Source organism: Sphingobacterium sp. UBA7038 (assembly GCF_002494055.1).
GTDB classification, from domain to species: Bacteria; Bacteroidota; Bacteroidia; order Sphingobacteriales; family Sphingobacteriaceae; genus Sphingobacterium; species Sphingobacterium multivorum.
In genome coordinates this window covers 111,183-132,848 of sequence record NZ_DLAV01000029.1, presented here as the reverse complement: position 1 = coordinate 132,848, position 21,666 = coordinate 111,183, and the positions used below count along the sequence as shown (strand labels likewise).

The following is a 21,666-nucleotide window of genomic DNA, read 5'->3' as shown; positions in this document are numbered from 1 at the left end:
TCATGGAATTCCATCAGTATACATTGACCGATATCGATTTCACCAAGGTGAGCCGTTATTCTTATTTTCCTTGGATGGACCTGACACTGGCCCATTTTCAGGTCAATGCGATGGAAATGGAGGTCAATCAGGCAACTTTTCGGGTACTGGAGAATTATACCGATTTTGAAGTGATGATCATCCATACGTTGCCCACAACAGCCGTCTTTTGCAATTGTCCACAAACAGGATTCTGCCGTCATCAAAAGGCGGCTTTAGGTAAACTATTTACACAGGAGAATTGGCTGGCATTTTTTGATCACAACCGCTATCAGCATCTCCTCAAGAAGGTTGCGGCACAATATGGACTGGAAAAGGAATCGTCTTTAGAAAACTATTTTTCAGCCCAGATCAAAGCAGGGAAGCTTGAGTTTCTATTAAAAGACAAACAGCTAACCTCTATTGATGACTTTGATCTAGTGGAGGAATCTCTTATCCCAAAAAAGGTCAAGACGACGGCCGAACAGCAGCATTATTTTGTGGTGTTAACGCGCAACCGGTACTACAAAAATCTACAAATACTCCTGTGTCAAGCTCCAATGACGAAATCCGGCCTACCTAAAAATCCGATTTCCGCCAGTGAGAGCCAGTCCCGTATCTGGCAAAGCAGCTCGATTGAGGAAATGCAATTTTACACCGCTGTTTACCAATTTTCTCAAGCTGTACAACAGGATATCGAAATCAGCTCCAGTCTGAAGGCGGTTGCAAAAAATCCGTTACACCTCGATTTTTATCTGCATGACTATGAAAAATCCGACAATATAACAGCCTCCACCTTATCGCCGGTTCAATTTAACCTAAACAAAGGTGAAATTAAGCTCTTCATTACAAAAAAAGGTGCGTTTTATACCATTCAAGGAGAAATTCATATTCATACGATAGCCTACAATTTACAGGATTTAGTCGTTCTTTTGGACCATTTCATTCTCATCAAAAATCAGCTTTTTCTGATTGAAAATAGATTTCACCTCAAGTTGATCCGTTTGTTTGGCAACAAAGGTGAGCAATTGTTGATCCATCAGCGTAAGTTCGAAGAATTCAACAGGTTGTTTTTGGAACAGATAGCACATTCCGTGGAGTTAAATTTTAAAGATATTCCCAAAGCAAGCAAGCCACAGTTGAAGGAAAATCTGTATTATCAGGACATGCAGCCATTTTTGTTTCTGGAAGAATCGGAAGATTTTGTCAACCTTATTCCTGTCATGCGTTATGGTGAGGTCGAAATTCCTATTTTAAGTAAGCGGAATATATTTGGTACAGACAGCAAGGGTACACAATTTTTGGTCGATCGGAAACGTGAAGCTGAAACAAAAGTTATTTCCCTGTTACTGAAGCAGCATCCCTATTTTCAGGAGCAAATGGATGAAGGAAGCTTTCAGCATTTTTATTTGCATCGCAAATACTTTCTGGACAGTAACTGGTTTCTGGATGCTTTTGAGGAGTGGCAACATCAGGGTATACAGATCATCGGATTTAATACGTTACGTGGAAATAAATTAAGCCGTTTTAAGGGAAAAATACATGTGGAGGTCCTCAGTGGACAAAATTGGTTCAACGCCAATATACAGGTCAAATTTGGCCCCAAAAGTGTCTCCCTAAAAAAACTTGAAAAGGCAGTACGGAACCGCTCGCAATTCATCACCTTGGATGACGGCACCCAGGGCATTTTACCGCAACAGTGGCTCGATAAATTTGAAGCCTATTTTAATGCAGCAGAATCGATAGCTGATGATTTCATTGAAATTCCAAAATACAAATTCAATGAAATCGATCAACTATTTGATCAGGCGGAGCTAGACCCCATCGTGTTGGCGGAGCTCAGCACGTTGAGAAAGCAGCTCGCTAATTTTTCTTCGCTATCCGAGGTCCAGCTACCTCCAACTTTTGTCGGAAACTTACGCCCTTATCAGCAACAAGGACTACAATGGCTGCATTTCTTGGATGGGCTTAACTTTGGCGGCTGTCTTGCCGATGACATGGGACTTGGCAAAACGATCCAAATATTAGCCTTTCTGGCTACTCAAAAAGCAAAGGGACAATCTGCACCAACATTACTTGTACTTCCCACGACCTTAATTTTTAATTGGCGGCATGAAATCCAGCAATTCCTTCCATCTTTCCAGACGTTGGTTTTAGATGGTCCAAATAGAATGGAAAAAGGGATGCAGTTTGAACAATATGACCTTGTTTTAATTTCTTATCACAACCTGCTGACGGATATCAATATGCTGAAAAAAATAACCTTCAATTATGTCATATTGGACGAATCGCAGCAAATCAAAAACCCGGATTCCCAGCGATACAAAACGGTAAATTTATTAAAATCAAGAAATCGCATTATTTTAACAGGAACTCCTATCGAGAATAATACGATGGATCTTTATGCCCAGCTTTCCTTTATTGTGCCGGGGCTACTAGGAAGCAAAAAATATTTCAAAGATGTCTATACGACTCCTATTGATGCTTTCCATGACCGCAAGAGAAAAAAAATGCTGAAAGAGAAAATAAAGCCTTTCATTCTCCGTAGAACAAAACAGGATGTATTACGTGATCTTCCTGCAAAAAATGAACTGATCCTTTACTGTGAGATGAAAACCGCCCAACGGCGAATTTATGATCTTTATGAAAAAGAGTTTCGGGATTTTATCTCAGCCAAAGATGGCGATGAAATCAAGAAAAGCCCCATGCATGTCCTAAAAGGTCTAACAAAATTGCGTCAGATATGTAATTCAAGCAAACTTCTCCAAAACGAAGATCTGACTACCGCTGCGGACTCTGCCAAAATCGAAATGCTTATCGAGCAGATTCAGCATAAAAAAGACCAGCACAAAATGATCGTGTTTTCACAGTTTGTCAGTATGCTCAACCTGATTAAAGAGGCTTTGGATAAACAGGGGATTCGCGCGTTGATGCTCACGGGCCAGTCCAAAAATCGAGGTAAATTGGTTAGTGACTTTCAATCCGACAAGGATATCCCCGTTTTTCTGGTTAGTCTAAAAGCTGGTGGTACCGGACTTAATCTTACCGCAGCCGATGTAGTGTACCTGGTAGACCCCTGGTGGAATCCTGCTGTTGAACAACAGGCGATCGACAGGATCTATCGCATGGGGCAACAAAAGACGGTTACCGCTGTTCGATTAATCAGCCCTAACACGGTCGAAGATAAAATTCAGACCTTACAGCAAAATAAAAAGGAAATTAGCAACAGTATTCTGGATGAGGGCGGAAGTTTAGATGCCTTTTATCTCGACAAAAGCTATTTAATGAATTTGCTACGCTAAACTATTGAAATCAAAAAAGGGGACATCGATCGATGTCCCCTTTTTTGATATAATTCGTTTTCAGCTGCTCTTTATTTTTTGTCAGAAATGTACGTTTTGTTACCATTTCCGTTGATATAATATTTGCCACCTTTTGGACCGAGATATATTGTATGGCCGTTGTATTTTTCACTTGTTGCTTTATCAGTTGTTGCTACGGCATCCTTTTTAACAGCAGTGGCTTGTTTTTCAGCTTTAGCACTTTCTTTTTTCACGGCTTTTTCCTTCGCTTCCATTGGTGCTGCTGGCGCTGTTTTTGTATCAGCCATCTTTTTCGTCTGCGTTGACTTTTCCTTGACCGCAACTTCCTTCTTCGCTGTAGCTTTCACCGGCGCTGCCTTCGTTTTCGTTTCGGCCTCGTTGGCTTTAGTCTTTACTTTTTGTTCAGACTTTTTGGCTTATTTTTCCATTTTTTTAGGAGCCGTTTGTGCATAGGATTGTCCCAATCCGACTGCAGCGATCAAAGCTAATGCAGCTGTGATTTTTTTGAAACGATTTATTGCTTTCATAACCCAATTGTTATTTAAATAATTGTAAATAAAAGCACAATACAAATGCCATATTTCGATTTAATTACCTGAAAAAATATTTTTTACAAATTTTTAACTTAGCCAAGGAATTATTCGACAACTTGTTTTCTAAATTTCGAATCAATTATATATTTTATCCCCTTTGCATCTATAAATACGGGCTTTCCATGGTAGTGCTCATTGCTCCTTCGATCAATGGCAACACGATACCGGGTGGGTGAACTAGTGGAGCTGTAGGTTATATTTCCAACCGATTCTCCAGGGCTCACGATTACTTCCGAACCTTCATATACGCGCTCACTCACCCTGCCCGTAAAACGCTGTTTTCCCGATGACGTTTTTACTTTCTCCTGCTGTTCCGGCCCTTTATCGATTGGCGCAACGTCTAAGCTCATCACATCTATCTGAGGGCTTAAAGGGAAGAATGGATCTACCCAGCGATATACAAAATGATAATCAGTCTCTAAATTATTAAAAGCATGCATTTGCTGCGCTCTTACAACACTTATCCCGCCTCCTAAAATCAGCAGTGGCAGTAGGCAACGTCTAAAGAAGATTAATTCAACTCTTAACATATCTTTTTTTCCTTTCGTTTAGGTGCTCCCAAATAAAATGCCATCTCTCTCTAAAGCATTCATCTTTAACACATTTTTAACTAAAGTAATTTAGTTTGATATTTAACTATTTTATATTTAACTTTGTACTATGAAAAACGAATCCATGAATCCAGTAAAACCCTTAGTGGATAGTATCATTGCTTTGCGAACGAGCTTAAAACAATACTATATCCAGAAAATAAAGGAACAGCAATTGGATATCACCTATGAAATGTTACAAGTATTGGCAGCACTGTGGAAAAAGGAGCAAATGAATCAGCAAGATATAGCCACAGCAATACAGAAGAACAAAGCAAGTGTCACTCCGTTGATCGATAATCTTTGTAAACGGGATCTGGTTAGACGCGTCAGCGATCCCAATGACAGGCGAAATAATTTAATCGAATTAACGGTAAAGGGAAACGAATATAGGACATTATTAGACCCTGTCCAACAAGACCTCTACCGTGTGATCCTGCAGGAGATATCAGAAAAAAAAGTATTGGAAATTACAGAAACTCTCGAAAAATTGACCGCAATTATTGATAAGCAATAGTATCGGGAGCCTTGATTTTCAGAAAAAAAGAAGATAAATAATTGAGTCATGAGCAATTCAACATTAAGTGAGAAAGAAATAAAACGAAGGCGGAAGATATGGATCATCAACATCCTATCTGCAGTCGTCATTGTGTTTACCATTATCTGGGGTATCTTAGTCTTTTTCCACATCAACGAATCTGTTTATACAGATGATGCCCAGGTAGATGCCCATATTACCCCTATAAATTCGCGTATCAGCGGTTATATCAAAGCAATTCGATTTGATGAGCATCAAAAAGTTCACAAAGGCGATACACTCGTCATTATTGATGATGCGGAGTACAGAATTTTATTACAAAATGCACAAGCCACTCTTGCCGATGCCAAAGCAAGTAAAACTATATCGCAATCTGGAATTGCCATTGCCAGCAATAGTACTGCGATAGCAAATGCCAATATCGATGAGATGAGAGCCCGGCTAGATAATATGGAATTGAATTATAGGCGTTACGAGAGTCTGGTGAAAGATGAAGCAGTAGCGCAATATCAATTCGATCAGGTAAAAGCAGATTATGAGGCCATGTTAGCCAAATATAAGGCACTTTTGGCGCAAGAGCGTGTATCGAAACTTAACACACATGAGTCTGAACAGAAGCTGTCGGTCAATGATGCCTCATTACTAAAGGCCGAATCTGCGATTGATCTAGCCAAGTTAAACCTTTCGTATACGGTTATCACGGCACCGTACGACGGTGTATTGGGACGGCGGACGATTGAAGAGGGTCAATTGGTGCAAAACGGTACGCCATTGGTCAATATTGTACGTGATGAGCAGAAATGGATTACCGCAAATTATACCGAAAGTCAACTAAAAAATATTGCCCTCGGGGCAAAAGTCAACATTGAAATTGATGCATTGGCCGGGAAGACATTTGAAGGTGAAGTAGCCGCCATATCCGAAGCAACAGGATCTAAGTATTCTGCTGTTCCGGTTGACAATTCTACGGGGAACTTTGTTAAGGTACAACAGCGCATTCCGGTTAGAATTAATTTTACAGCATCCAATACCCCAAAAGATCTCGCCATGCTTCGCGTAGGTATGAATGCTATCATACGTATTAAATAATCATGAAAGATCGTATATTCAGAGATTGGTTGAGTTCAGGTTGGGAATTGTTCTTTCTGTTTGTACTCAATATTTTATTTTCGTTCAATAATGGAATCCCAACATCCATTAACACGTATGTCATGAATGGATACGCCGGTATCACTGCAGATCTGAGTATGGCTACATATTGTTATTATGCAGGAATGGTATGTGCCATACCACTGGTATTTAGGTTGTTGAAATTATTTTCCAAAAAGACGATATTAATTGTATCTATCTTCATTATCCTCGCTTCCAATGCGGTTTTGGAACATGCTAATAATGGTGTTAACATCTGTATGGCCACATTTTTTATCGGGAGTGCCAAGATTATTGTCACGATGGCTATCATTGGGGAAATGATCCCTTTTCTCATGCCACGTGGAGAACGGTATCAATTATATGCAGTCTACTACCCCATGACAATGATCATTCCTGCCTTGGCAAGTTATGTATCTGTTCTATTTGCAACACGTTTCTATTGGGAAACTGTCTTTTTATTTCAAAATATACTACTTGCAGTAGCGTTGTTAATCTGCATCATCTTTATGAAATCGTCAGATTTTAAAAAGGTACCGCTGTATCAATATGACTGGTTTGGAAGTATTTTACTTTGTATTTCATTATTGAATTTTGCCTATTTCAGCACATATGGTCTGACACAAAATTGGTTTCATTCCAGGTTTATTTTGGTCACCGGAATCGCATCGCTCTGTTTTTTTATACTTTTTATAAATAGAAGTGTACTAATCCGAAAATCACTCTTAAATTTTGAAGCCTTTTCAACACGGATTCTGCCTATCTCCATTGGAACAATTTTTATTTTCGGCATTTTTTATAGCTCGACCTCGCTGTACTCCTCCCTTTTGGGAATTACGCTTGGTACAAACCCCTTGGAAGTCGCCGAAATAAATACCTATGTAATTCCTGGTTATATGATCGGCGCAGTAATCGCTTATATTTATTTCAAAATAACAAAGAAATGCAAGTTCATTTTGGCATTCTCCGCAGCGTGTTATGCCCTATCTTGCTTTTTCTTTGCAAGGATTATTGACCAACATACAAACTCGGCTTTGTTCTATCTCCCTTTGACATTAAGAGGAATGGGCGTGATCACTTCCTACATTGGAATAGGCGTATATATGGCCGGCAATATTCCCAGTAAATATTACCTCTCTGGCTTAGTATTTTTGATTCTTACACGTTCATTTTTGGTGCCTGTAGTCTGGTCAAACATCATTGCCAATTGGTATTACCACCTACAGATCCTTAATGCCAATAATCTTGCTGGTATAATCGATCGAACAAATAGCTTGGTGCTACAAAGAGGAAATATAATGAAATCGGTCCAAGTCCAAGCCTCGCTACTATCCATACGCGACGCCTACTCCGGGCTATTTATTATCGGGGTAATCCTAACGTTATTCATCTTAATCTTCCCTTTTCATTCTTCGCCTATACGAAGAGTTTTCGACTGGAAGAGAAAAAATGCAACGAAAGAAGCTTTGCAAATTCCTATTTCTTAGTTAACTGTTATAAATTTCAGTAATATACTTGAATACGATACGCTCAGCGATTGCGTACTTATCGAAAAGTGTACGGAGATCGTCATAGAGCGTTTTGTTTTCAGCCTGCTCTTTTGGAAAATAGGATGATGAACGTACTCTTCCCAAGAACGACCGAAGATCCAATATCTGTTGGTTTGGCAAGGTTATTTTGATCATTGGACGTGGTGAAAAAAATTGTTTGAGATCATCGTCACTGATATTTTTGTGACTGACAGATTGATAGCTTGGTATATGGCTGAGCAGAAAATCTTCGTATTCCTGTTGAAAAGCGTCGTCCGGATCACGCTGGTTCCAAACCAACACAATATGTCCATTTTCGGTGAGGATGCGGGCGAACTCCCTTTTACATGCATCCCGATCAAACCAATGAAACGATTGACCCGCAAAAATAAGATCGACACAGCCAGACTCAATGGATGTACTTTCGCCGGTGGCATTCAGCGCGATTAAATTCCGATAGGTTTTAAAATGATGCAATAAAGATTCACGCATTTTCCGATTGGGTTCAACAGCAAAAACGTCATTTCCATTTTCGAGAAAAAGTTGCGTAGATAGCCCAGTGCCACTACCAATATCGGCAACCAACCATTTTTTATCCAGCCCTATCTGTTCTTTAAGTACTTGAATAATCTCTTTTGGATAACAAGGTCTAAATTTCTCGTAATCGACAACCCGGTCTGTGAATCTATCAATACTGTTTTTGTTCATACTAAGAATTACTGTAACTAGTCGATTATACCTTCGTCTTTAAAACTATAATAGCCGTTATCGGTAAAGATTAAATGATCGGCAACTCTAATATCCATAATTTTAGAGGCTTCAACAATTTTTTGCGTCAGAATTTTGTCAGCATTGCTGGGATACAAGGTGCCCGATGGGTGGTTATGAACTAAAATAATGGCATGTGCTTTAAGGCTGAGTGCGGAGCGTAAAATTATCCGGACATCGACCGGCGTAAAATCATTACCACCACGGCCGATGAGCTGTTTGTCCAATATTTTATACCCCGTATTCAAATACAGAGTCCAAAACTCTTCATGAGGCAGATCCTGCAGGATGGGTTTCATCAAGTTGTAAACGAAGCGGCTGCTATTTACCAGCTTTCGTTCTTCTGCAGGCAGGTCGTTTTTGCGGCGGGCGAGCTCCAATGCCGCAATAATGGCGATGGCTTTTGCTTCACCTATCCCTTTATATAGGCTCAGTTCCGAGACCTCCATCATCGAAAGGGTGTGCAGGTTATTTTTGACATCAGCCAATATGCGTCGACATAATTCGACAGCACTTTCATTTTTGGAACCAGAGCCGATCAGGATAGCCAATAATTCGGCATCTGTAAGCGCCCTACGCCCCTGGCTCAATAGCTTCTCTCTCGGGCGGTCGGCCTCTGCCCACTCCCGAATGACTAGTTTGTACGGATTTGACATCTAAAGTTAATTATAATTGGCTAGCGTACATAAATATACAAAAAATAGCTAATTAATATCCTGAGAAATACACAATCTATCAATTAAAAAAAATTGGCAATCGCGATTTACTTCACATTTCACTCTGAAACGTTATCTTTGTATTTCATAAAAATTTTTGAATATGAGTAAAGCGATTATTAAAACAGAAAAAGGCGACATGACTGTGGAGTTCTACACAGCTGATGCTCCAAATACAGTAGCCAATTTTATCAAACTTGCTAAATCAGGATATTATGATGGATTAGCGTTTCACCGTGTGATCCCTGATTTCGTTATCCAAGGTGGATGTCCAAATTCACGTGAAGGTGCTGCTGGAATCCCTGGAACAGGTGGACCTGGTTATAAAATTGACTGTGAACTAACAGGCGAAAACCAATACCACGATAGAGGTGTATTGTCTATGGCTCATGCAGGTCGTAATACAGGTGGTTCGCAATTTTTCATCTGTCATAGCCGTAACAACACTGCGCACTTAGATCGTAACCATACTTGTTTTGGAAAAGTAATCGAAAACGTAGACATCGTTGACGATATCAGACAAGGTGACCGTATTTTATCAATTGAAGTTATCGAAGATTAATTCTTGGAGATTTAAATAATATTAAAATGAATTTAAGAGCATTAGTATCCGTAACTGGTAAACCAGGATTGTTCAAATTGGTTGGACAAAATAAAGGTGGTTTTATTCTAGAAACCCTTGATCAAGCAAAAATTAAAACTGTAGTAAGTTTATCTTCTACAAAAATGGCGACTTTGGAAGATATCACAATCTATGGTGAAGAAGAAGAAATTCGTCTATTGAATATTTTTGAAACAATCAAAGAGAAAGGCATCGCTCTACCAGATACAAAATCTGATGGCGCTACTTTAAGAAATTTCTTCCGTGAAGTAGCTCCTGGCCATGATGAATCACGTGTTTATTCTTCGGATATTAAAAAGGTAATCACATGGTACAACATTATCAAGGAATTCCCTTTATTTGAAGAAGAAGCACCAGCTCCTTTAATGTAAACTTTTACATATAGCCCAAATAAAAAAGGAGTTGATCAAATGATCAACTCCTTTTTTATGGTGTTTTCTTTTCAATGATGTTTCCTTGATGTGTTGTTTCCTAATGAAACACTACATAAAGTACATTTTTTTCGATGTTCTTTTGATCCTTGGCCCCATCAAGCTTAACATGTGCTTTTGTTACCTCAAATTCTTTGGGTTCAAATTTCTTTTCGACAACGGCAGTGGTCGTAAAGCGCAAAAGGGAATTTTCATCCGCATTGAGATAGGCATCAATTTCAAGTATGCCTTCGTTTTCGTCAAACACATAAGGATGCAACACATTGATTCCTTTCGGAATACGTGGACTTTTCCAGACAACAAATTTAGGGAGCGTCTTATCGCTTGCATCAATTTTATTGTAAATAGCCTGCTGACAGGTAATTCCGGCAATTACTTTTGTTTTTCCGGTCTTATCGATCATATACTCTTTGGGATTTATGCGTATCTGCACTTTCGCCAATCCATTAAGTCTCCCTTCAGGATAGTTCAGCCCTACATGGATAGCCTCATTTTCGCTATTTGCTAGAAAAACCTCGCCTAAGCCTTTGTTATAATTCACATAATTTTCCAGGCGGTAAGTCAGGCCTTCAGCATTCGATTTTGCTTGCTGTTGATCAAATTTAATTTCCATCTTGCGTAAAGGAACAAGCATCAGCTCCATGCGCTGCAGGGGATTTTCAATATCAAAGCTATCTTTCTTTATCTGTTCCGCCTGAGGTAGTGCGGATATCGCTTTCCACAATGCAGCAGGTGAACTATCATTGGTCAGATTCATCAACTTGATCAGTTCAGCAAAAGGCATATTAGGAAAAGTAACTTTTTGTACGATTACCGCAGCATTGATCCGTTTAGAAGAGCGGATATCCGTTGTTGTATTTGATTCTTCATGTAGCTTAACCTCTTTAGGTGTAGAGGATTGACAATTGTGAAAAAGAAGCACTATGCCTAATAATGGGAAAACTAAGGCGTACTTTTTTAGATATTTTTTCATATCTATAGCTGTTTAAATGTAGTATAGACAAATTTACCTTATTTGACGCAGATATCACAAAAAAAGCCCCAGAATTTATATCCGGAGCTTCTTTTATCTTACACTAGCACATAGGCTATTCGCTTTAATTAATGACCTTTTGGTTCGGCATCGATACGTTTAATATCTGCTCCTAATTTACGCAAGCGTTCTTCGATATCTTGATAGCCACGTTCAATCTGTTCGATATTGTGGATCACAGATTTTCCTTTAGCAGATAGGGCTGCAATCAATAAAGAAACCCCGGCACGAATATCTGGCGAAGTCATCTCAATACCTCTCAGATGATGTGATTTATTCAGTCCAATAACGGTTGCGCGGTGCGGATCGCACAAGATAATCTGAGCCCCCATATCGATCAATTTGTCCACGAAGAACAAACGGCTCTCGAACATTTTTTGGTGGATCAATACGTTTCCTTTTGCCTGAGTCGCCACAACAAGTACGATACTTAATAAATCGGGCGTAAAACCTGGCCAAGGTGCATCTGAAATCGTCAGGATAGATCCATCGATAAATGTATCGATTTCATACGATTCTTGCGCTGGAATAAAAATATCATCACCGCGTAATTCAAACTTGATGCCTAAGCGCGAAAATACAGATGGAATAACACCCAGTTCTTCAAAACAGACATCTTTAATGGTGATTTCTGAACCTGTCATTGCTGCAAGGCCGATGAAAGAACCTATTTCAATCATATCAGGCAACATGCGGTGTGAAGTTCCCCCCAGACGCTCTACGCCTTCGATGGTCAACAAATTAGATCCAATACCGGATATTTTAGCCCCCATGCGATTCAACATCTTACATAGTTGTTGTAAATAAGGCTCACAAGCAGCGTTGTATATCGTTGTTGTCCCTTTTGCCAATACAGCAGCCATCACGATATTTGCCGTACCCGTTACAGAAGCTTCGTCCAAAAGGATATAACTTCCTTTTAACTCCGTTGCATCAACGTTAAAAAAATGGGTAGTCGCATCGTACACAAACTTAGCACCCAATTTTTCAAAACCCAAAAAGTGGGTATCTAATCGTCTACGTCCGATTTTATCACCCCCCGGTTTCGGAATAGCGGCTTTTCCGAATCGAGCCAACAAAGGACCGACAATCATGATAGAGCCACGCAACCCACCGCCTTTTTCTTTAAATTCGGGTGACTGGAAATAGTCTATATTTATATCTTTAGCTTCAAAAACGTATGTGTCCTTATCTATGCGATCAATTTTAACACCTAAAGCAGCCAATAGATCGATCAACTTATTGACATCCTTAATATCTGGGATATTACTGATGGTCATAGGTTCTTCTGTCAGTAAAACTGCAGAAAGGATCTGTAAGGCCTCATTTTTTGCTCCTTGAGGAATAATCTCTCCCTTTAACGGTTTTCCACCGATTATTTCAAATGCGTTCATTTATATATAAGTGATATCTTCTTAGTGTCATACCCCTGTTCTTGTATTTGTCTCGGGATATTTAGCCTTCCGCCCAACATACCGGGATCGGAGACCAAAGAACCTTGTTTTTTTATAAAACAGCGCGATTCTTAAAAAAAGAAGGCAATTGTAAAGAAATCTGTTAATCACTTCGCAATTGCCTGCTTCTTTAAACAAAATCTTTAAGAACTAGCCTCGTTTATTATTATAATTACCCTGCGGCTTTCTGTTTCTGTTATTGTTGTTATTGTTGTCCCTACCGTAGCTGTTGTTATTGTTGTCTCGACTATAGCTGTTGTTATTGCTTCCGTAGTTATTGCGCTTCGTATTATTGTTGTTGTTACTTGTCATACGAGGCTTGCCTCCACCTTTCGACTGGTGACCGGAATTATTATTATTGTTATTGTTATTATTTCCGCCTGAGTTACTGTTAGCCGGACCTTTAACGCGATTTCCCGGAGGCGGAGTTTTAAAGTCAAGTTTGGTCAATACGGTACCTTCTGGTAAGGTCAATTGATAACCTGACAACTCTTTGAGATCCTGGATGATCAACTCGTCTGAAACAGAATCCTTATTCCAGGTCAGGTAAGCCATTTTCATAAAATTAGCGATACCGATGACCATCTGCTCTCTTTTGGCTTCGTCATTGGCCAATAACGCCTTTTCAATCATTTTCTCTACGGTAAAACCATAGTGCTTGAATCTAATGGAATGCTGCGGATAGCCTAAATGCTCAACTTCGTGTTTCACACTTTTCGCTGTGGCAATTGGATAAGGCGAGTCGATATCCAATTTAAAATCAGAGATAATCTGTAGGTGATCCCACAGTTTATGTTTAAAATCAGACACGTCTCTCAAATGTGGGTTCAATACCCCCATCATATCGATTACAATCTGCGCATGTTTATTTCTTTCTTCCTTTGTGGGTAAAGTACAGATGTAATCTACCATATTTTGCACATTGCGACCATATTCTGCAAGGATCAATTTTGGTCTAGTGCTGTTGTAGTCAAAGTTCATATAGCTAATATAAGTACCTAATTAAACGATTAAGATATCGTTTTGGTATTTTATTATTGAATTATTCTAAGTTTTGCAAATTTAAGCAACAATTGTTTCTGTCCCAATTCCTTAAAGAAAATAGTTGCTTTTATATCTCCTTTGTTTCCTTCGAGATTCACAACTTTGCCAAATCCAAAGCGTTCATGTTCAACTTCCATGCCGACCTGAAGATTTGATGTATCTGAAGGAGCAAAACCCGCAGTAGGTTTGTGGGCTTTCGGCAGTATCGATGTCGTTTTAACCATGGGCTTAGGCTTAGGTTTAGAAAACGTATCATCACTGTCCTTTTGCTGCCATGCAATTCGTTCGCCTTGAAAACTTCCGGCTGAGGCAGAAGTTTGTCGTGGTTTAAAATCCAATGCAAGACATGCCGGATTCAATTCATCCAAGAAGCGACTGGGTTCGCAGTTATTCAGCGTTCCCCAACGATATCGCGAAGTAGCATACGAAAGTAGTAATTTTTTTTCAGCTCTCGTAACGGCAACATAAAAAAGTCTTCGTTCCTCTTCCAGTTCCGACCTGGAATTCAACGACAACTGGGAAGGAAATAGGTTTTCTTCTAAGCCTACAATAAAAACAATCGGAAATTCCAAGCCTTTGGAAGAGTGGATGGTCATCAATGATACAGTATCCGCATTTGGATCTTTATCATTATCGTCGTTTGTCAACAGGGCAATATCCTGCATATAGACATCAAGTCCACGTTCTTCGATATCTTCCCGTTCCGAAAATTCCTTGATACCATTGAGGAGTTCCTGGATATTTTCGTAACGTGCCAACCCCTCTACCGATTTGTCTTCGTACAATTCTTTCAGAATACCGCAGTGCTGCGCAATATGCATTGCGGTATCAAATGCGTTATTGTTTTTGGCCAGGGCCTGAAAACTCTGAATCATCTGTGCAAAACCACCGACAGACGTTGCGCTACGCCCATCTAGAAACTGGGCTGCATTTGCAACAACATCCCATATACGATACTGATTCTGATCTGCAGCGATCATGATCTTTTCCATCGTCGTATCCCCTATCCCTCTACGCGGGTAATTGATCACACGCTTGAGTGCTTCCTCATCATTCGGGTTGAAGGTAAGTCTGAAATACGCGATCAGATCTTTAATTTCTTTCCGTTGATAAAAAGACGTACCACCATAGATTTTATAAGGGATATTGATTTTGCGTAAGGCCTCCTCCATAGCCCTGGATTGGGCATTGGTACGATACAGAATAGCAAAATCCTTATAATTAAGCCCTTTTAACGATTTCTCTTCAATGATCTGGTCGGCGACGATCTTACCTTCCTCATTGTCAGAGAAAGCACGTGAAACCTTGATCTTTTCGCCTTCTTCATTATCCGAGAAAACATTTTTCTCCAATTGATTCTGATTATTGGCAATCACCGAATTGGCCGCATTCACGATCATCTTCGTAGATCGATAATTCTGCTCCAGTTTAAAGATCTTCACATCCGGATAATCTTTTTGGAAATTCAGGATATTCTGAATATTTGCGCCACGAAATGCATAGATTGATTGTGCATCATCCCCAACCACACAGATATTTTCGTTGACTGCTGCCAGGCGTTTGACAATAAGGTATTGCGAGAAGTTGGTATCCTGGTACTCATCGACCATCAAGTAACGAAATTGATGCTGGTATTTATGCAGTACCTCTGGATGTTTATTTAACAATACATTCGTTTTAAACAACAGATCATCAAAATCCATTGCCCCAGCACGGTAACAGCGCTGTGCATAGGTCATATAAATCTGTCCCAGTTGACCACGACCATTGGAAATATCCTCGGCCAATATGGCTTCATTCTTATTATATTCCTGCGGTGAGATCAGGTTATTTTTTGCCTGTGAGATACGTCCGTACACATGATTGACATTATACAGCTTATCATCGAGATTCATTTCCTTTAAAATGGCACGCAACAAACTTTTGGTATCATCCGTATCGTAGATGGTAAAGTTTCTGGGATAACCGATCAATTCAGCTTCTACACGGAGTATTTTTGCAAACACCGAGTGGAATGTTCCCATCCAAATATTTTTCGCTTCGCTCCCAACAACAGAAACGATACGCGCGCGCATCTCTTTGGCCGCTTTGTTGGTAAATGTTAATACCAAGATATTGAATGGATCAACACCTTTTCGAATCAAGTGTGCGACACGATAGGTAATGACCCGTGTTTTTCCTGAACCAGCTCCCGCAACAATCATCACAGGACCTTCTGTTTGCTCTACGGCTCCTCGTTGTGAAGGGTTTAAACCCGCTAAATAATCCAAATTAACTCCTTAAATTTTAAAACCTGAGAATAGGGTATAAAAGTACAAATTTCCTGTTGATCACTCAGGCTATTTTGCTAATATTTTTACACAAAAAAAACCGATAATCAAGATTATCGGTTTTTATATCATCCAAGCAACATCTAGCCTCTGCTGTTATAATTTGGTGCTTCCTTCGTAATGGAAATATTATGTGGATGGGACTCTCTCAGCCCTGCTCCTGTAATACGGACAAATTGTGCTTCCTGTAATTTTTCAATTGTTGCAGCACCACAGTAGCCCATAGAAGCGCGTAATCCACCAATGTATTGATAAACAACCTCAGCCAATGTACCTTTATAGGGAACACGTCCCACAATACCTTCGGGAACCAATTTTTTGATATCATCTTCTACGTCTTGGAAATAACGATCTTTCGATCCTTTTTCCATGGCTTCGATTGAGCCCATGCCGCGGTAAGATTTAAACTTACGTCCTTCATAGATAATTGTCTCTCCAGGAGCTTCTTCCACGCCTGCGAATAGAGAACCAGCCATAATTGTGCTTGCTCCGGCTGCGATTGCTTTCGCAATATCACCAGTCTGTTTGATACCTCCGTCTGCGATCAATGGCACGCCAGTTCCTTTAAGGGCTTTGGCAACTTCATATACGGCATAAAGCTGCGGAACACCGACACCAGCGATAATACGGGTTGTACAGATAGAGCCCGGTCCGATACCTACTTTTACAGCATCTGCACCTGCTTCAGCCAAAGCTGTTGCTGCTGCACCTGTTGCAATATTTCCAACGATTACCTGTAGGTCAGGGAACTGCGATTTCACCAATTTCAACTTATCGATTACACCTTTAGAATGCCCATGTGCTGTATCGATTGTAACCACATCCACACCTGCTTTCACCAAAGCCTCCACGCGGTCAAGGGTATCTGGTGTAACGCCTACTGCCGCACCAACCAATAAACGACCATGGCTATCTTTGGCAGCATTTGGGTAATGCTTATATTTTTGTATATCTTTAAAGGTAATCAAGCCTTTCAAAATACCTTCTTCATTGACTACTGGAAGTTTTTCGATTTTTTCGTTTTGAAGAATTTCTTCCGCTTTCACTAAATCCGTTCCTTCGGGAGCAACCACAAGATTTTCCTTGGTCATCAATTCATTGATGGGACGGCTCATATCTTTTTGGAAACGAAGATCACGATTCGTCACAATACCGACCAATTGACCTTTTTCGTTCACAACAGGGATTCCACCAATCTTGTGCTCCTTCATAATATTGAAGGCATCACCCACCGTTGCTGTTGCCAATAACGTAACTGGATCCTGAATCATACCGCTCTCAGAGCGTTTTACTTTACGTACTTCAGCAGCTTGTTCTGCAATAGTCATGTTCTTATGTAACATACCAATACCGCCAGCTTGTGCAATCGCAATCGCCAAATCAGCACCGGTTACCGTATCCATTGCTGCAGAAACCAATGGAATATTTAATTTGATTTTTTTTGTTAGCGAAGTGCTCGTATCAACGTCACGGGGTAAAATTTCAGAATAAGCTGGAATTAATAAGACGTCGTCGTAAGTGAGACCTTCTGCTACGAATTTTTGTGGATCTAATTGCATGGCAAATATGTATTGGGTTTTCTATTTGCCAGGCAAATTTAAGAAAAATAAGCAATAATAAAAAATAAAAGATACAAATTACAATCGGAAGACAAATTAGAAACGTTATGAATTAAGACTACATGACGGCCCCTATGTTGGCAATATCATTTTTTGGCAAGCTATTTGCTTTTGTGTAACACGAAAAGTTATTTTAATTAATGAAAATATAAAGATAAGATAATTATGAAAAAGACATTACTCTCATTAGCTGCCGTCGCAGCATTAGCATTTGGCGCACAGGAAGCGAAAGCTCAGTCTCCATTCAGATCAGCGATAGGTGTTGTATTCGATGGTACAACAACTGACTTATGGGGTGTTCAATATAAGCAATCTTTTGGCGGTGCCAACATGGGACAAGCACAGGTGATGTTTGACGACCACGTGGTTGCTGTAGGTGCAGACTACCAATATGCAAGACCCTTCCAAGGCGTGAATGGTTTGGGATGGTATGCCGGCGTTGGTGCACAATTGACATCTATCGACGTAGGAGATAATATTACAAATGTTGCTTTACGTCCTCAACTAGGTTTGGAATTCAAAATTCCAGTTGCTCCGATTGCTTTCCACGCAGACTGGAAACCAGACTGGAGATTGAATCACAATAGTGATTTTGATGCATCAACATTTTCTTTTGGTATCAAATACACATTGAAATAATATAAGCAACTAAACAGTGTAAAAAGGTCCTTCTCGTCTTGAGTAGGGCCTTTTTTTATAAATAAAATCAATTAATATTTCTTTTTTTCTTCAATTCTCCTATTTTTATGCCGTTGACCTAATTGGCATAAATAAAACTTTTCATTCTACAAAAATTTTATACCTTTGCCATTCTTGGTAAAATGTGATTAAACGAGAACTAATTATCAATTACATAAACAGTATTTAACATTAAAATTAATACAATTATAACAGACGATGCAAGGTAAAGGGCTGATTAAACTTTTAGTGATAGTGGTGTCATTAGCGTGTCTATACTCCCTATCATTTACTTGGGTGACCCGCAATGTGGAGCGAGATGCTGAGAATTTTGCCAAAGGAGACTTGGCAAAAGAGAAAAGCTATCTCGACTCAATGGCAGGTGAAGTAGTGTACAATTTAGGTTTTGCAAAATACACCTATCGGGAAGCTAAAGCAAATGAACTCGCTTTGGGATTGGATTTAAAAGGCGGTATGAACGTAACCATGGAGATCTCATTGGACGAATTGATCCGCAATTTGGCGAACAATCCAAAAGATGAGAAATTCAACAAAGCGTTGGAACAGGCAGTGGCAAAAAGTAAAACGAGTGCAAAAACAGTCGTTGCTTTATTTATGGAGGAATACAAATCCATCGGTGCGACAACGCCACTTTCAACATTCTTCTCAACAAAAGACAATGCTTCTTTAATTAAACCGGGTGATTCAGACTCAAAAGTTGAATCATTCCTTCAAAAAGAAGCAGACAATGCCATCCAAAATTCTTACAAAGTACTTCGTACGCGTATCGACAAATTTGGCGTTGCATCTCCAAACATTCAAATTCAACAAGGTACAAACCGTATTTTAATCGAATTACCTGGTGTAAAAGATGAAAGCCGTGTTCGTAACCTATTACAAGGTTCAGCTAAATTGGAATTCTATGAGACCTATACGAATCAGGAAGTTTATCCAATATTAGAAAATATCGACAAAACTTTAGCTTCAACGTTAAAAGCTGCTCCAGCAGCTACGACAAATGCTGCTGCAGATACAAGCAAAAAATCAGATGATTTATTGTCTAATCTAACCGGTGGTAAGAAAGATGCTAAGAAAGACAGTGCTGCTGTAAATCTAGGTCAGAAAAATCCATTATTTGAAGTATTACGTCCAGCAGTTTATATGGGCGAAAACCAACAAATGGCGCTTATGCCAGGTTCAATGGTTGGTATTGCTTCTTTAAAAGATACAGCAAAAGTAAATGCTTATTTACAACGTCCAGAGGTAAAATCAATCCTACCTGGAAACTTAAAACTTTTATGGGCTGTAAAACCTGAGCAAAAGACACCTGAGCAACTATCATTATATGCAATTAAGGGGGCTGGACAAGACAACGGTGCTGTATTGACAGGAGATGTCATTACGGATGCAACAGCAAACTTTGATGAGAAAAATCAACCTGTGGTTGGTATGCAAATGAACAGCGAAGGTGCACGTGAATGGAAGAAAATTACTGCAAAAGCGGCTCAAAACAGAGATGCAATTGCGATCGTTCTTGATAATGTGGTTTATTCTGCTCCTTCTGTAAACGGTGAAATCCCAAATGGTAGTTCATCAATCTCTGGATCCTTTACGGTAGAAGACACCAAAGATTTAGCAAACGTATTGAAAGCAGGTCGTCTTCCGACAACTGCTAAAATCGTTGAAGAAGCTATTGTGGGACCTACTCTAGGTCAGGCTGCCATCGATGCGGGTGTTAACTCTGCTGTTATCGGTATTATCGTAGTAATGATCTTTATGATCGCTTACTACAATACTGCAGGTATCGTGGCAAACATCGCGGTGTTGTTAAACGTATTTATCATTATGGGGGTATTGGCATCCTTAAATGCTGTACTCACCTTACCGGGTATCGCGGGTATCGTATTAACGATGGGTACTGCGGTCGATGCGAACGTCTTGATTTATGAACGTATCCGTGAAGAACTGGGATTAGGAAAATCGATCCGTCAGGCTGTTGCAGATGGTTACAAACACGCTTTACCTTCCATCCTGGATTCGCAGATCACAACGTTTTTGATCGGTATTATCTTATTCTTATTTGGTAGCGGTCCAATCTTAGGTTTCGCAACAACATTAATGGTGGGTATCATTACTTCATTGTTTACTGCGATCCTTGTTACTCGTGTTATTTTCGAATGGATGTTGGCGAAAGATTTCAAAATCAAAGTCTCTTTCCCTTGGTCTGCAAATACCTTGCATAATGCAAACTTTAAATTCGTTCAGAAACGTAAAATCTTTTATGCGATTTCAATCGTTGCCGTGTTAATTTCTGCGGCATCAATTTTCACAAAAGGATTCAGTTTAGGTGTAGACTTCCAAGGTGGCCGTACGTATACTGTCCGTTATGATAAACCTGTGGACTTGGAAGCTGTACGTACAAACTTGGATGATATCTTCCAGAAAACAACTGAAGTAAAAGTCTTTGGTGCATCCAACCAACTGCGTATAACAACAACTTACCATATCGAAGAAACTTCGGACACTGCTGATAAAGAGGTATTGGACAAATTAAACCAAGGTTTATCAAAAGTAGATGCTTCCAATAAACATGAGATCCTTTCGTCTCAAAAAGTTGGACCAAGTATCGCTACCGACATCAAATCTAGAGCAACCAGTTCCGCAGTTTTCTCTATCATCATTGTTGCAGCTTACATCCTGATCCGTTTCCATAAATGGGAATATTCAGTTGGAGCAGCTATTGCAACAATTCACGATGCGATTATTTTATTGGGATTATTCTCAATTTTGGATGGTATCGTACCATTCTCATTGGATATTGACCAACACTTTGTGGCAGCGATATTAACTGTAATTGCCTACTCGGTGAATGATACAGTGGTTGTATTTGACCGTTTACGTGAATTCGTATCGAAACCAAATGCGCATAATGAAGATCTAGGCGATGTGGTAAACCATGCGATAAACTCTACTTTAAGTAGAACAATCATCACATCATTGACAATCGTGTTTGTGCTTGCTGTATTGTTTATCTTTGGTGGTGAAGTTATCCGTGGATTCTCATTCGCAATCTTAATCGGTGTTATCGTAGGTACATATTCATCGATTATCTTAGCGGCACCTTCGGTATATGACTTACGTAAAGGAAAGCATTTAGCAGAAGGTAATACAGCTAAAAAAGCTGAAGTCGTAAGACCATAATAGCTAATGTTAATAAAATAAAGAAGGGCG

Annotated in this window: 17 protein-coding genes; 8 read left to right on the top strand and 9 right to left on the bottom strand. The window is 39.7% G+C overall.

The features are described from left to right. The first annotated feature begins 2 nt into the window (after positions 1 to 2). On the top strand, positions 3 to 3,320 hold the full coding sequence (locus tag B3H30_RS19225) for a DEAD/DEAH box helicase (RefSeq protein WP_070565968.1): 3,318 nt from the start codon (positions 3 to 5) through the stop codon (positions 3,318 to 3,320). A gap of 71 nt (positions 3,321 to 3,391) precedes the next feature. On the opposite strand, the gene B3H30_RS19220 is transcribed toward B3H30_RS19225, so the two are convergent. After that, on the bottom strand, positions 3,392 to 3,688 hold the full coding sequence (locus tag B3H30_RS19220; RefSeq protein ID WP_286834793.1) for a hypothetical protein: 297 nt from the start codon (positions 3,686 to 3,688) through the stop codon (positions 3,392 to 3,394). Positions 3,689 to 3,978: 290 nt separating this feature from the next. Continuing rightward, positions 3,979 to 4,464, bottom strand: a complete 486-nt coding sequence (locus tag B3H30_RS19215; protein ID WP_286778456.1) for a hypothetical protein — start codon at positions 4,462 to 4,464, stop codon at positions 3,979 to 3,981. A 130-nt stretch (positions 4,465 to 4,594) separates the two neighbouring features. Here B3H30_RS19215 and B3H30_RS19210 point away from each other — a divergent pair, with 130 nt between their 5' ends. Genes B3H30_RS19210 through B3H30_RS19200 form a run of 3 tightly spaced genes read left to right on the top strand, consistent with a single transcriptional unit; the run spans position 4,595 to position 7,698 of the window. Then, entirely contained in the window at positions 4,595 to 5,041 is a 447-nt protein-coding gene (locus B3H30_RS19210) for a MarR family winged helix-turn-helix transcriptional regulator (protein WP_083295940.1), read from the top strand. 48 nt (positions 5,042 to 5,089) lie between these two features. Continuing rightward, positions 5,090 to 6,151, top strand: coding sequence for an HlyD family secretion protein (locus tag B3H30_RS19205; RefSeq protein WP_083295941.1), 1,062 nt, complete (start codon positions 5,090 to 5,092; stop codon positions 6,149 to 6,151). A gap of 2 nt (positions 6,152 to 6,153) precedes the next feature. Then, positions 6,154 to 7,698, top strand: a complete 1,545-nt coding sequence (locus B3H30_RS19200) for an MFS transporter (RefSeq protein WP_286778457.1) — start codon at positions 6,154 to 6,156, stop codon at positions 7,696 to 7,698. Here the strand turns inward: B3H30_RS19200 and B3H30_RS19195 are convergent, their stop codons facing one another. Then, complete coding sequence (locus B3H30_RS19195) at positions 7,699 to 8,448, bottom strand: class I SAM-dependent methyltransferase (RefSeq protein ID WP_115046855.1); 750 nt, start codon at positions 8,446 to 8,448, stop codon at positions 7,699 to 7,701. It abuts the gene before it with no gap. 17 nt (positions 8,449 to 8,465) lie between these two features. Next, the gene (gene radC / locus B3H30_RS19190; protein ID WP_070565979.1) at positions 8,466 to 9,164 is read right to left on the bottom strand and encodes a RadC family protein; all 699 of its coding nucleotides are present in this window, start codon (positions 9,162 to 9,164) and stop codon (positions 8,466 to 8,468) included. 163 nt (positions 9,165 to 9,327) lie between these two features. Between radC and B3H30_RS19185 the strand changes: the two genes are divergently transcribed. Continuing rightward, positions 9,328 to 9,786: a peptidylprolyl isomerase gene (locus B3H30_RS19185; RefSeq protein ID WP_046671802.1), complete on the top strand. Its 459-nt coding sequence runs from the start codon at positions 9,328 to 9,330 to the stop codon at positions 9,784 to 9,786. Between the two features lie 26 nt (positions 9,787 to 9,812). Then, a complete protein-coding gene (locus B3H30_RS19180) occupies positions 9,813 to 10,217 on the top strand; it encodes a DUF5606 domain-containing protein (RefSeq protein WP_070565981.1) in 405 nt (134 codons plus the stop codon). Positions 10,218 to 10,317: 100 nt separating this feature from the next. Here B3H30_RS19180 and B3H30_RS19175 read toward each other — a convergent pair whose 3' ends face one another. The 5 genes from B3H30_RS19175 to guaB all read right to left on the bottom strand — a co-directional run bounded on the left by B3H30_RS19175 (position 10,318) and on the right by guaB (position 17,697). Beyond that, positions 10,318 to 11,250 (bottom strand): hypothetical protein, encoded by a 933-nt coding sequence (locus tag B3H30_RS19175; protein ID WP_070565983.1) that lies wholly within the window; start codon positions 11,248 to 11,250, stop codon positions 10,318 to 10,320. Positions 11,251 to 11,378: 128 nt separating this feature from the next. Beyond that, a complete protein-coding gene (murA, locus tag B3H30_RS19170) occupies positions 11,379 to 12,704 on the bottom strand; it encodes a UDP-N-acetylglucosamine 1-carboxyvinyltransferase (RefSeq protein WP_070565984.1) in 1,326 nt (441 codons plus the stop codon). Positions 12,705 to 12,914: 210 nt separating this feature from the next. Then, complete coding sequence (locus tag B3H30_RS19165) at positions 12,915 to 13,745, bottom strand: DUF4290 domain-containing protein (protein ID WP_070565986.1); 831 nt, start codon at positions 13,743 to 13,745, stop codon at positions 12,915 to 12,917. A 53-nt stretch (positions 13,746 to 13,798) separates the two neighbouring features. Continuing rightward, on the bottom strand, positions 13,799 to 16,078 hold the full coding sequence (locus tag B3H30_RS19160) for an ATP-dependent helicase (RefSeq protein WP_201638693.1): 2,280 nt from the start codon (positions 16,076 to 16,078) through the stop codon (positions 13,799 to 13,801). Positions 16,079 to 16,221: 143 nt separating this feature from the next. Then, positions 16,222 to 17,697, bottom strand: coding sequence for an IMP dehydrogenase (gene guaB / locus B3H30_RS19155; RefSeq protein WP_115046845.1), 1,476 nt, complete (start codon positions 17,695 to 17,697; stop codon positions 16,222 to 16,224). 225 nt (positions 17,698 to 17,922) lie between these two features. Between guaB and B3H30_RS19150 the strand changes: the two genes are divergently transcribed. Both B3H30_RS19150 and secDF read left to right on the top strand, forming a co-directional pair. Continuing rightward, entirely contained in the window at positions 17,923 to 18,396 is a 474-nt protein-coding gene (locus B3H30_RS19150; protein WP_286834792.1) for a hypothetical protein, read from the top strand. A 258-nt stretch (positions 18,397 to 18,654) separates the two neighbouring features. Then, a complete protein-coding gene (secDF, locus tag B3H30_RS19145; protein ID WP_070565994.1) occupies positions 18,655 to 21,636 on the top strand; it encodes a protein translocase subunit SecDF in 2,982 nt (993 codons plus the stop codon). The last annotated feature ends 30 nt before the right edge of the window (positions 21,637 to 21,666 follow it).